General features: G+C 74.2%; 6 protein-coding genes. 2 read left to right on the forward strand and 4 right to left on the reverse strand.

Going from position 1 to position 12,959, the window contains the following annotated elements; translation table 11 throughout:
- Positions 1-47 precede the first annotated feature (47 nt).
- Complete coding sequence (locus O7628_RS02735) at positions 48-935, reverse strand: hypothetical protein (RefSeq protein ID WP_278128105.1); 888 nt, start codon at positions 933-935, stop codon at positions 48-50.
- Positions 936-1,492: 557 nt separating this feature from the next.
- Here O7628_RS02735 and O7628_RS02740 point away from each other — a divergent pair.
- Positions 1,493-4,420 carry an AAA family ATPase gene (locus O7628_RS02740; protein ID WP_278128106.1) on the forward strand — a complete coding sequence of 976 codons (2,928 nt, stop codon included), beginning with the start codon at positions 1,493-1,495 and terminating at the stop codon, positions 4,418-4,420.
- A 159-nt stretch (positions 4,421-4,579) separates the two neighbouring features.
- Here O7628_RS02740 and O7628_RS02745 read toward each other — a convergent pair whose 3' ends face one another.
- Entirely contained in the window at positions 4,580-6,085 is a 1,506-nt protein-coding gene (locus O7628_RS02745; RefSeq protein ID WP_278128108.1) for a glutamate synthase subunit beta, read from the reverse strand.
- Complete coding sequence (gltB, locus tag O7628_RS02750) at positions 6,078-10,742, reverse strand: glutamate synthase large subunit (protein WP_278128111.1); 4,665 nt, start codon at positions 10,740-10,742, stop codon at positions 6,078-6,080. Before gltB ends, O7628_RS02745 begins: the two co-directional genes overlap by 8 nt.
- Positions 10,743-10,886: 144 nt before the next feature.
- On the opposite strand from gltB, the gene O7628_RS02755 reads away from it, so the two are divergent.
- Positions 10,887-11,738 (forward strand): GNAT family N-acetyltransferase, encoded by an 852-nt coding sequence (locus O7628_RS02755; RefSeq protein ID WP_278128113.1) that lies wholly within the window; start codon positions 10,887-10,889, stop codon positions 11,736-11,738.
- 28 nt (positions 11,739-11,766) lie between these two features.
- Here O7628_RS02755 and O7628_RS02760 read toward each other — a convergent pair whose 3' ends face one another.
- Positions 11,767-12,954, reverse strand: a complete 1,188-nt coding sequence (locus tag O7628_RS02760; protein WP_278128115.1) for an FAD-dependent monooxygenase — start codon at positions 12,952-12,954, stop codon at positions 11,767-11,769.
- Positions 12,955-12,959 lie beyond the last annotated feature (5 nt).

The following is a 12,959-nucleotide window of genomic DNA, read 5'->3' on the forward strand; positions in this document are numbered from 1 at the left end:
TGTCAGCGGTTGGCCACGACACCCGCACCCGTTTCCTACCCGCCTGGTCAGGCGATGACGAAAGAGACGACGAGTGCCGCCGCACCCACGCAGAGGAAGCTGATCAACAGTGCGTCGCTGATCCGACGACGAATCCGCCAGCGGTGCCACACCAACACGGGTGCCGTGATCGCCACGATCAGCAGGAGGCTCCGCATCGGTTCCCAGTGGACCTGGAGGCCGGCGACAGCCACACCAGCTGCGGTCAGGGCTACCGCGAGCACGTTCAACAGCAGGCCCGACGATCCCGTCGGATCCACCGGAGCTGCCGCCTCGCGCCCGGCAGCGGGTGGGGGTTGGCGCAACGGGCCTACTCCCCGCCTCGACTCCCGCTCGCCTTCGCCCTGACGCTGGAAGTACGTCTGCAAGTCCGGCACCGCCGTGAAGCGACGGACCCCCCGGTCCACCTCGAAGGCCCAGGTGCTGCCGCTTACGGAGGAGCCGCTCCATCCCCATCGCTCAGCAGCGAGGATCGCTCCGACCCGGAGCAGCAGACCGCCGCAGCCGGCTTCGTCCAGGTTGAACTGTCGGGCGACTGCCGCGGAGGTCAGCCGGGGCCGATCCTCCGGGCGGTCGAGCGGCGGCTCGTACTCGCGCTCCAGGTCGGCGGCATAGCGGACGACCGCGAGAAAGAGAGTGATCTCGCGGTGCGCACGCCCGGTCGCATGCACTCCAGCTGTGGTGAGGGCCACCTCCGAGGAATCGACAAACGGGGCCGACCCGTTGGCCCTCGCGCCCCGGACGAGCCCGGACGGCAGCGCTGGAAGAATCGCATCGGCCTGTAGCCCGTGTTCCCGGTACAGCCGACGGTCCAGTTCGGCGAACGTCGGCCACCGATCCTTGGTTGTCAGGAAGCGCCAGACCTCGTCGAGCAGGACGCTCTGCTCGCTGGTCAACACCGCGCCATGTGCCCTCCGCGCCTCTCCTGGCTGGCGAGGGACCAACCGGAGGCCGGTGCTGGCAGCAGGTCGGTTGCGTCGCAGCATCCTCGAACCTCCGGGTGTCCTTCATGATCAAAAGCCGGTCGTCTTGTTACGGTGGTCGGATCGGTGCCGAAGTGCGTCAAGGAGCCCGCCGGACGAGCCGGCAACCGTAGCGTGTCGATCAGCCGACAACACCTGGGAGGACCGTGTCAGGCGACGTAAGATTACTACTTAGGTAGCCTACAAAGTGGATTGTAGACGCGCAACGAGGGCAGATGATCGCAAGTTCCCAGGAGAGCCGCAGCTCCGCCGAAAAGACCCTCGCCCGTGAACTGGCCAACCTTCACCGGCTCGCCGGTGCGCCGAGCGCCAGGTCGCTGGCGCGACAACTGGGCGACGTGAGCCACACGACGGTGGCTGAGGCGATCAGTGGCAAGCGCATACCCTCGTGGCAGATTTTGGCAAAGATAGCTAAGTCATTGTCGCCTCGTCCCGAGGACGAAGAACGCCTTCATCGGCTCTGGCTCGCGTTGATCGACGGATCGACCACCACCGGGGCGGACAGCGACGACACCACCACCACGTCCCTTGTCGGCCGCGCCGATCACCTCACGACGCTACAGTCCGTGCTGCTCGACGGCGCGGGTCCGGGGCAGACGGCGGCGGTGTTCGTCACGGGCGAGAGCGGGGTGGGCAAGACCCGGCTGCTGCGCGAGGCAGGGAATCGGTTTCGCGCTGCGGGCGCGCTCGTGCTCACCGGCGCATGCCTCGACATCGGCAACGCATCCCCGATGCACCCGGTGCATCAGGCGTTACGCCGCTTGGACATGGAGCTGCCCGACTGGGACACGAGAACTGCGTCGGCGGTGCGGGGGCTTCTCCAGCTGTTCACCGAGGAGCCCTGGGGTCCAGACCGGGCAGAAGGGCTGGTGGAGCGGGTTTCCCGGGGGTTGCACCTGGTGGCCCAGGGGCGCCCGTTGGTGCTGGTGCTCGACGATCTGCAGTGGGTCGACCGCAGCACCCGGCAGTTGCTGCTCTATCTGCTGGCCGGGCTCGGCGACCTCCAGTTGTCGGTGTTGGCGGCGGTGCGGGCGGAGTCGTTGCAGGGCACGCATCCGCTGCGGCGGGTGCTGACCGAGCTGCGCCGCCTGCGGTCGGTGCGGGTGGTCGACCTCGCCCCGCTGGACCGGGCGGGCACCGAGCAGCTGGCCGCGGCGGTGCTGGGCGGGCCGCTGGACGCAAGGTTGGCGGAGTCGCTGTGGCAGCGCAGTGGCGGGAACCCGTTCGTGGTGGAGGAGCTCGCGCGGGACCTGCGCGAGGGGCGCGACGGGCTGTCGGAGACGCTGCGGGAGGTGTTCCTGTCCCGGATGGACGCGTTGCCGCAGGCCGCGCACGCGGTGGTGCACGCGGTGGCCGCCGGGGTGGAGCCGGTGCCGCACTGGCTGTTGGCGGAGGTGACGCGGCTGCCGGAGGGGGAGCTGATCGAGGCGGTGCGGGCGGCGGTGGCGCACCGGTTCCTGGTGGGTGACGACGACGGCTACCGGCTGCGGCACCGGCTCGTGGCGGAGGTGCTCGCCCACGAGCTGCTGCCCGCGGAGCGCTCGGCGCTGCACCGCCGCTACGCGGAGGCGTTGACGACGGCTCCGGCGGAGCTGCACCAGGCGCGGCTGGCGCACCACTGGCGGTTGGCGGGGGAGCCGGCGCGGGCGTTGCCGGCGGCGGTCGCGGCGGCGCAGGAGGCCGAGCGGCTGCACGGCTACGCCGAGGCGCACCGCCACTGGTCGCTGGCCCTGCAACTGGCCGACGCCAACGACCACACAGGCATCGACCGGGCCATGATGTTGGCACACGCCGCCGAGGCGGCCCACCACTGCGGCGAGCACGCCCGGGCGCTGTCCCTGCTGGAGGAGCTGGCGGATCGGACGGATGCGCCGCCGACGGCCACCCTTCGGATCCGGCGGGCCCGCTACCTGGCTGCCGCCGGCCGGTCCGCGCCCGCCGAGGCGGAGTACCGGCGGGCCCTGGCCGCCGCCGACTGCACCCCCCGGGAGCGGGCGACGGCCGCCGCGCACCTGGCCGAGTTGCTGCTGCACCTGGGCCGCTACGCCGACGCCGGCGAGCGGGCCCGGGAGGCCCTGGAGCTGGCCGCGCAGGTGGAGGGGTCCGTCTCCGAGGTGGTGCTGGCCAGCATGGCGCTGGGCTTCAGCGAGGCATACCTGGAGGACCCGGACGCCGGGCTGGCCGTCATGCGCGAGGCCCTCGACACCGCCGAGCGGGCCGGCCGCCCCGAGGACGTGGCCTGCGCCTACCTGCACCTGGCGGAACTGCTGACCGGGCCGCTGAACATCCTGGAGGAGGGGGTGGTGGTGGCCCGCCGGGGCGCCGAGCGGGTCGCCGAGCTGGGCCTGGGCCGCACCTACGAGACCCGGCTGCTGGCCATCGCCACCAACGGGCTGTTCCGGGTGGGACAGTGGGCGGAGGCGGAGAAGGTGGTCGCGGCGGCGCTGCGGCACCGCCCGTCCGGCGCGGACGCCGTCGAGCTGCTGCTGGCCCGCTGCCGGCTCTGGGTCGGCTACGGCGACATCGCCGCCGCCGACCGCGACCTGGAGGCCGTGGCCACCGTGCTGGCCGGCGGCGGGGCCCGGCACGTCATCCCGCTGTTGACCCTCCGCGCCGAGCTGGCGATGTGGCAGGGCCGGCACGACCTGGCCCGGCAGGCGGTGCAACGCGGCCTCACCGAGATCCGCTCCGACGACGTCGGCATCCTCGCCGCCCTGGTCTGGCACGGGCTGCGCGCCGAGGCCGAGGCGCACGCCGCCCGCGCCCCGGTGGACACCACGGCGGTACGCCGGCTACGCGAGGTCGCCGAGCGGGTGGCCCGCAAGAGCGAACACGCCGCCCGGCCGGTCCGCAACGTCGTCGACGGGTTCCTGGCCCTGTGCGAGGCCGAAGTCAGCCGACTCGACGGCAGCGACCCGCAACTGTGGGCCCGATCGGTCACCGAATGGGACCGCCGCCACCACCCCTACCCGGCGGCCTACTCCCGCCTGCGGCAGGCCGAGGCGCTGCTGGCCCGCCGCAGCCGCACCGCCACCGCCGGCAGGCTGCTACGCGAGGCGTACCAGGTGGCGCAGGCCCTCGGCGCGGAACCGCTGAGCACCGAGATCCGCACCCTGGCCTCCCGAACCAGGGTGAGTCTGGGCGAGCGGGGCGGCGACGCCGAGGCGCGGCTGGTGCCCGGGGCCGAACCCTCCGACGACGAGCTGGCGATGCTGACGGCCCGGGAACGCGAGGTGCTCGCCGCCGTGGCCGAGGGCCTGACCAACAAGGAGATCGGCCAGCGGCTGTTCATCAGCGAACGCACCATCGGCGTGCACGTGGCGCACATCTTCGACAAGCTGCGGGTACGCACCCGCGTGCATGCCAGTGCCATCTTCCTCCGCAACCGCACCGGGTAGGCACCATCCGACTACAGCAAACGACCGGTTAGAACGGCGGGCACGCCTTGTCGGGGCGACGTCCCTGACTCGTTTACGACATCAGCTCTACAGGCACCGCCTGAGGCAGACTCCGCTTGTCGGGCCGATGCCCGGGCCCGGCCCGACAAGCGCGACTCGTCAGCGGGCAGCGAGGGGCTGCCGCGCCGGGTCGACCGGGGCGGGCAGTTCGCCCACCCCGCCCAGGTAGGAGTGGATCGCGGCGGCCGCCGCCCGCCCCTCGGCGATCGCCCAGACGATCAGCGACGCGCCCCGGTGCATGTCCCCGGCGACGAAGACGCCGTCGGCGTCGGTCTGCCAGTCCGGCCGGGCGTCGATCGCGCCCCGGGCGTTGCGGGCCACCCCGAACTGCGCCAGCAGCGGCTGCTCCTCGGTGCCCTCGAAGCCGATCGCCAGCAGCACCAGGTCGGCCGGCAGCTCCCGCTCCGAGCCGGGCACCGCGGTGACGATCCGCCGGCCGCCACGCTTTTCGACGGTCACCTCGGCGATGCGCACGGCGCGCACCTGGCCGGTGCCGTCGTCGACGAACTCCTGCACGGCGGCGGCGAACACCCGCTCGCCGCCCTCCTCGTGCGCCGGGTAGTTGCGCAGGATCCACGGCCAGGTCGGCCACGGGTCGCGCGCGGCGTCGCGGGCGTGCGGCGGCTCGGGGTACAGGTCGAGCTGGTGTACGCCGGCCGCGCCCTGCCGGTGGGCCACGCCGAGGCAGTCCGCGGCGGTGTCGCCGCCGCCGATGATCACCACGTGCTTGCCGGCGGCGTCGATCGGGGTGCCGTCGGGCAGCACCGCGAGGGCCGGCCGGCCCTCACCGGCGGCGGCGACGACGCGGTTCGCGGCGACCAGGTGCGCCATCGCCTGGTGCACGCCGCGCAGCGCCCGCCCCGGCGTCTCCGGGGTGTCCCGGCCCTGCAACGCGCCGCAGGCGAGCAGCACCGCGTCGTGCGCCTCGCGCAGCTGCTCGGCGGTCACATCGACGCCGACGTCCACGCCGGTGCGGAACCGGACGCCCTCGGCCTCCAGCTGGGCCAGCCGCAGGTCGATGTGCTGCTTCTCCAGCTTGAAGTCGGGGATGCCGTAGCGGAGCAGGCCGCCGATCGCGTCGTCGCGCTCGTACACCGTCACGGCGTGGCCGGCGCGGGCGAGCTGCTGGGCGGCGGCCAGGCCGGCGGGTCCGGAGCCGACCACGGCGACCGACCGGCCGGTCGGGGCCGCCGCCGGACGCGGCGCGAGGCCGGCCCGCGCCGCCGCGTCGGCGATCTCCACCTCGACCTGCTTGATGGTGACCGGCTGGCCGCCGCCGATGCCGAGCACGCACGCGGCCTCGCAGGGCGCCGGGCAGAGCCGGCCGGTGAACTCGGGGAAGTTGTTGGTGGCGTGCAGCGACTCCACCGCGGCGTCCCAGCCGCCGGTGCGGACCAGGTCGTTCCAGTCCGGGATGCGGTTGCCCAGCGGGCAGCCGTCGTGGCAGAACGGGATGCCGCAGTCCATGCAGCGGGTGGCCTGCTCGCGGATCAGCGTCTCGCCGGCCGGCGGGTACACCTCCCGCCAGTCGGAGATCCGCACCGGCACCGGCCGGCGCGCGGGCAGCCGCCGGTCGTAGCGCAGGAAACCGTTCGGGTCAGGCACGAGCCACCTCCTGGGCGACCACCCGCGTGGCGGGCGGCACCGGCGCGGCCGGCGCGCTCAGCGCGCTCATCACCGCGTCGTCGACGTCGTGGCCGGCGGCTTCGGCGGCCCGCATGATCTCCAGCACCCGGCGGTAGTCCCGGGGCACCACCGCGGTGAACTCCTCCACCGCCTCCGGCCAGCGCTTCAGCAGCGCCTCGGCGACCGCCGAGCCGGTCTCGGCGAAGTGCCGGTGCACCAGCTCGTGCAGCCGGTCGGACTCCTCGTCACTGAGCGGGGACAGGTCGACCAGCTCGGTGTTGACCCGCCGCTCGTCGAGCCGCCACACGTACGCGGTGCCGCCGGACATGCCGGCGGCGAAGTTGCGCCCGGTCTCGCCGAGCACCACCACCGTGCCGCCGGTCATGTACTCGCAGCCGTGGTCGCCGACGCCCTCGACGACCGCCACCGCGCCCGAGTTGCGCACGGCGAACCGCTCGCCGACCCGGCCGCGCAGGAATACCTCGCCGGCCGTGGCCCCGTACAGGATGGTGTTGCCGGCGATGATCTGGTCCTCGGCCCGCTCCCCCGGCGCGGCCTCGCCGTCGACGAACGGCGCGGCGGCGTCCGGGCGGACGACGAGCCGGCCGCCGGAGAGCCCCTTGCCGACGTAGTCGTTGGCGTCGCCGTGCAGCCGCAGGGTGACCCCGCTGGGCAGGAACGCGCCGAAGGACTGCCCGGCGGTGCCGCGCAGCAGGAACTCGATGGTGTCGGCGGGCAGGCCGGCCCCGCCGCGGCGGCGGGTGACCTCGCCGCCGAGCATCGCGCCGACGCTGCGGTGCTCGTTGCGCACCGCCACCTCGACCCGCACGGGCGTGCCGTCGGTCAGCGCCGGCTGGGCGAGGGCGATCAGCTCGTTGTCCAGCGCCAGCTCCAGGCCGTGCTCCTGGGCCCGCACGCCGCGCCGGGCGGCGTCGGCCGGCAGCTCCGGCAGGTGCAGGACGCGGCCGAGGTCGAGGCCGTGGGCCTTCCAGTGGTCGATGGCCGGCACGACGTCGAGCAGCTCGGTCTGCCCGATCGCCTCCTCGATCGAGCGCAGGCCCAGCTCGGCGAGGTAGCCCCGGACCTCCTCGGCGAGGAAGAGGAAGAAGTTCTCCACGAACTCCGGCCGGCCGGTGAACCGCTCGCGCAGCACCGGGTTCTGGGTGGCGATGCCGACGGGGCAGGTGTCGAGGTGGCAGACGCGCATCATCACGCAGCCCTCGACGATGAGCGGGGCGGTGGCGAAGCCGAACTCCTCCGCGCCGAGCAGGGCCGCGACCAGCACGTCCCGGCCGGTCTTGAGCTGGCCGTCGACCTGCACGGTGACCCGGTCGCGCAGCTTGTTGAGCAGCAGGGTCTGCTGCGCCTCGGCCAGGCCCAGCTCCCACGGGGTGCCGGCGTGCTTGAGCGAGTTGAGCGGGGACGCGCCGGTGCCGCCGTCGTGGCCGGAGATGAGGATGACGTCGGCCTTGAGCTTGGCCACGCCGGCCGCGACGGTGCCGACGCCGGTCTCGCTGACCAGCTTGACGTGCACCCGGGCGGCCGGGTTGACGCACTTGAGGTCGTGGACGAGCTGCGCCAGGTCCTCGATCGAGTAGATGTCGTGGTGCGGCGGCGGGGAGATCAGGCCGACCCCGGGGGTGGCGTGGCGGGTGCGGGCGATCCACGGCCACACCTTGTTGCCGGGCAGCTGCCCGCCCTCGCCGGGCTTCGCGCCCTGCGCCATCTTGATCTGGAGATCGTCGGCGTTGACCAGGTATTCGCTGGTGACGCCGAACCGGCCGCTGGCGATCTGCTTGACCGACGAGCGGCGGGCCGGGTCGTGCAGCCGGTCGACGTCCTCGCCGCCCTCGCCGGTGTTGGACTTGCCGCCGAGGCGGTTCATGGCGATGGCCAGGGTCTCGTGCGCCTCGGCGGAGATCGACCCGTACGACATCGCGCCGGTGGCGAACCGCTTGACGATCTCGCTGGCCGGCTCGACCTCGTCGAGCGGCACGGGCGGCCGGACGCCGGTGCGCAGGGTGAACAGCCCGCGCAGCGACCCGGCCTTCGCGGCCAGCTCGTCGACCTTGGCCGTGTACTGCCGGAAGACGTCGTACTGGCGGCTGCGGGTGGCGTGCTGGAGCAGGAAGACGGTCTCCGGGTTGAACAGGTGCAGCTCGCCCTCGCGCCGCCACTGGTATTCGCCGCCGACCTCCAGCCGGTCGGTCGCCGCCGCGCCCGGCGCCGGCCAGGCCAGCGAGTGCCGGGCGGCCACCTCGGCGTGCACGCCGTGCAGGTCGACCCCGCCGATGGTGCTGGGGGTGCCCCGGAAGTAGCGCTCGACGAGGCGGGCGTCCAGGCCGACGGCCTCGAACACCTGCGCCCCGCAGTACGACGACACGGTCGAGATGCCCATCTTGGACATGATCTTCAGGACGCCCTTGCCGAGCCCCTTGACGTAGTTGCGCACCGCCTTCGCCGGCTCGACGCCCGTCAGGGCGCCGGTGGCGATCATGTCCTCGACCGACTCGAAGGCCAGGTAGGGGTTGACGGCCGCGGCGCCGTAGCCGATCAGCACGGCCGCGTGGTGCACCTCGCGGCAGTCGCCGGACTCGACGACCAGCGCCACCTGGGTGCGGGTCTGCTCGCGGACGAGGTGCTGGTGCACGGCGGCGGTGAGCAGCAGCGACGGGATCGGGGCGAGGTCGGCGTTGGAGTCGCGGTCGGACAGCACCAGGATGCGCACGCCGTCCTCGATCGCCTCGGAGACGTGCCGGCAGATCTCGGTGAGCCGCGCCTTGATCCCGGCCCCACCGTCGCGGACCCGGTAGAGCCCGGAGACCCGCACGGCCTTGAAGCCGGGCAGGTCGCCGTCCTCGTCGATGGAGAGGATCTTGGCCAGCTCGTCGTTGTCGATCACCGGGCCGGGCAGCACGATCTGCCGGCAGCTCGCCGGGCCCGGGTCGAGCAGGTTGCCCTCCGCGCCGATCGTGTGCTGGAGGCTGGTCACCAGCTCCTCGCGGATGGCGTCCAGCGGCGGGTTGGTGACCTGGGCGAAGAGCTGGTGGAAGTAGTCGTAGAGCAGCCGCGGCCGGGTCGACAGCGGGGCGATCGGGGTGTCGGTGCCCATCGAGCCGAGCGGCTCGGCCCCGGTGCGGGCCATCGGGGCGAGCAGGATCTTCAGCTCCTCCTCGGTGTAGCCGAAGGTCTGCTGGCGGCGGCGCACCGAGTCGTGGGTGTAGACGATGTGCTCGCGCGGCGGCAGGTCGCCCAGGTCGATCAGCCCGGCGTGCAGCCACTCCGCGTACGGCTGGGCGGCGGCCAGCTCGGTCTTGATCTCGTCGTCGGAGACGATCCGGCCGGCGACGGTGTCGACCAGGAACATCCGGCCCGGCTGGAGCCGGCCCTTGGCGACCACGGTGGCCGGGTCGAGGTCGAGCACGCCCGCCTCGCTGCCGAGCACCACCAGGCCGTCGGCGGTGCGCCACCAGCGCCCCGGGCGCAGCCCGTTGCGGTCCAGCACCGCGCCGACGACCTCGCCGTCGGTGAACGCGACCGACGCCGGCCCGTCCCACGGCTCCATGAGGCTGGCGTGGAACCGGTAGAAGGCGCGCTTGTCGGCGCGCATGCCGGGGTCGTTCTCCCACGCCTCGGGGATCATCATGAGCACGGCGTGCGGCAGGCTGCGCCCGGCCAGGTGCAGCAGCTCCAGGACCTCGTCGAAGTTCGCCGAGTCGGAGGCCGCCGGGGTGCACACGGGGAAGACCCGGCGGATGTTGCCGGGGAGGTTCGGGCTGCGCAGCAGCGCCTCGCGGGCCTGCATCCAGTTGCGGTTGCCGCGGATCGTGTTGATCTCACCGTTGTGGGCGATGATCCGGTACGGGTGGGCCAGCGGCCACGACGGGAACGTGTTGGTGGAGAACCGGGAGTGCACCAGCGCGATGGCGCTGTCGACCCGCCCGTCGGTCAGGTCGGGGAAGAACTCGGGGAGCTGGTCGGGGGTGAGCATCCCCTTGAACACCATCGTCCGGCAGGACAGCGACGGGAAGTAGGCCGGCACGCCCCGCTCGGCGGTCTCCCGCTCGGCCTGCTTGCGGACGCAGAACGCCACCCGGTCCAGGTCGAGGCCGGACAGCGGCGAGCCGGCCGGGCCGGCGGGGGTGTCGGTGAGCCGGCGGGCGGCCAGGAAGACCTGCCGCACCCGGGGCATCGCCGCCAGGGCGGTCTCGCCGAGGCCGCTCGGGTCGGTGGGCACGTCCCGCCAGCCGAGGACCTCGGCGCCCTCGACCAGGGCGTACTTCTCCAGCACCCGGCGGGCGCGCGCCTCCGCGTCGTCGTCGGTCGGCAGGAAGACCAGGCCGGTGGCGTATTCCCCGGCGGGCGGCAACGGGAAGTCGACGACCTCGCGCAGGAACGCGTCCGGCACCTGGATCATGATGCCCGCGCCGTCGCCGGTGTTGTGCTCCGCGCCCCGGGCGCCCCGGTGGTCCAGCCGGAGCAGCGCGCCGAGACCGTTGGCGACGACCGAGTGGGAGCGCCGGCCGTACAGGTCCGCCACGAACGCCACCCCGCACGCGTCGTGCTCGTGCGCGGGGTCGTACAGCCCGGCCGCGGGCGGGGCCGACTGCTGGCTGAGAGGGTACGGAAAGGCCACCGGGCCTCCTGTCGTCACTCAGGTTGGATCATGGTCGGGACGACGTCGGCCCTTATGGGTCTATTGAGTCTACGTTAGGGGTGGGCGCGCAAGGCCAGTTCAGATTGATCACACTTCCAGATCCTGGGAAGGTAGTCTCGCGCGGTGGATCACGTACGCGCTGAGACGACCGTGACGTTCGACCGGCTGGAGCGGTTCTACGACGCCGTGCCCCGCGACGTGGCCCGCGCGGAGGAGCACGGCCCCCTCGTCCTGTTCGTCCGGGAAGGGGAGGGATGGCCGTTCTACGCGCGGCCCCGCCTCGACGCCGCCGGGCCGCCCTCCGTGGCCGACATTACCGCAGTGCGCCAGCGGCAGCGGGAACTCGGCCTGCCGGAGGCGTTCGAGTGGGTGCACGAGCGCAACCCGGACCTGCTCGCGGTGGCCCGCGCGGCCGGGCTGACCGTCCTGGAGGCCCCGCTGATGGTCCTCGACCCGGCCGCCCTGGCCGACCCGGGCGGCTTCGCCGCCGTGCCGGTGCGCCTGCTCGACGCGGCCTCCCCCGGCCTCGCCGCCGACGTGGCCGCCCGCCGGGCGGTCGCCGTCGTGGGCTTCGCCGCCGCGGGCACCGCCCGGGGCGACGCCGGCCCGGCGCAGCGGGACGCGGCGATCACCGAGCTGGACGTGGCCGCGCTGGAGGAGGAGCGGGCGCGCATCGCCGACGGCCGGCGGCTGTCCGCGCTCGCCGAGGCCCCCGGCGAGGGGGCGCTGGCCAGCGGGATGGCGATGCGGGTCGGCGACACCGCCGAGATCGCCGGGGTGGCGACCCTGCCGGCCGCCCGCCGCCGGGGGCTCGGCGCGGCGGTCACCGCCGCCCTCGCCCACGCGCTGCGCGCCGCCGGCACCGACCTGGTATTTCTCTCCGCCGGCAGCGAGGACATCGCCCGCGTCTACGTGCGGGTCGGCTTCCGCCGGATCGGCACCGCCTGCATCGCCGAGCCCGCCGCGATCATCTGACGCCGGGCCGGCCGGCGGGGGCGCGCCGTCAGGACGGGGGACGCCACTGCGCGGCGGAGGCCGCCGCGCCGGAGAGCAGGCGGGGACTGATCGCGCCGAGGGCGGCGTCGCGCGCCCGCAGGGCGAGCCGGCCCCGCGCCTGGAGCACCGCCGACATCCGGCGGGTCTGCCGCACCACCGTCGCCGCGCGGGGCCGGCGCAGCCTGTCGTACGCGGCGACCGCGTCCGGCAGGCGCGACTCGCGCAGCAGCGAGGCGAGGGTGGCGGCGTCCTCGAAGGCGAGGCACGCGCCCTGGCCGAGGTGCGGGGGCATGGCGTGCGCGGCGTCGCCGAGCAGCACCACCCCGCCCGGCCCGGCCGGGAAGCCGTACGAGCGGGGCAGCGGGCGCAGCTCGCGGATCTCCTGCTGCACCAGGTCGGCCGGGTCGGTGGCGTCGAGCAGCTCGCCGACCGGCGCGGGCCAGCCGGCGTACCAGCGGCGCAGCAGGGTGAGCTGGGTCTCCGGCGGCTCCGGGCGGGGCGCGCCCGCGGCGGTGGCCACCCAGTAGATGCCGCCCCGGCTCGACGCGCCCGACGAGCCGCGCTCGCCCAGCGAGGCGGCCACGAAGCGGTACCCGGCCCCCAGCGTCTCCCCGCCCACCGGCGCGTCGGCCGGCAGCCGGGGCGCGCGGTACCAGGGGATCACCGCCCGCCAGGCGGCGCAGCCGGAGCTGACCACCCGGGACTCGGGGGCCAGCTGTCGGCGGATCTCGCTGTCGGTGCCGTCGGCCGCGACGACCAGGTCGGCCTCGAAGCGCTGCCGCCCGTCGCCGACCGACGGGCGCTGGCCCGGCTCGGCCCGCACCGTGCGCACCGACACGCCGGTGCGCAGCTCCACCCGCTCGCCGAGGCCGGCGATCAGGGCGTCGTGCAGGTCCTCCCGGTGCACCACGACGGGCATCCGGTCGGCCGGGGTGGGGCGGGGCTGCACCAGCCACTGCCCGTCGGGGCGGCGTACGCCGCCGTCGGGCAGCGGCGTGGCGATCGCGTCGAGCCCCGCGCCGAGGTCGAGGGCGCGCAGCGCGCGTACCCCGTTGGGCCAGAGCACGACGGCCGTCGGGTCCGGGCGGACCCGGTCGGCGCGCTCCAGGAGGGTGACCTGCCAGCCGGACCGGGCCAGCGCGCCGGCGACCGCCAGGCCGCCGATGCCGGCGCCGACCACCACCGCGGTACGCATGCCGG

It is taken from the genome of Micromonospora sp. WMMD956, from assembly GCF_029626125.1.
GTDB classification, from domain to species: domain Bacteria; phylum Actinomycetota; class Actinomycetes; order Mycobacteriales; family Micromonosporaceae; genus Micromonospora; species Micromonospora carbonacea.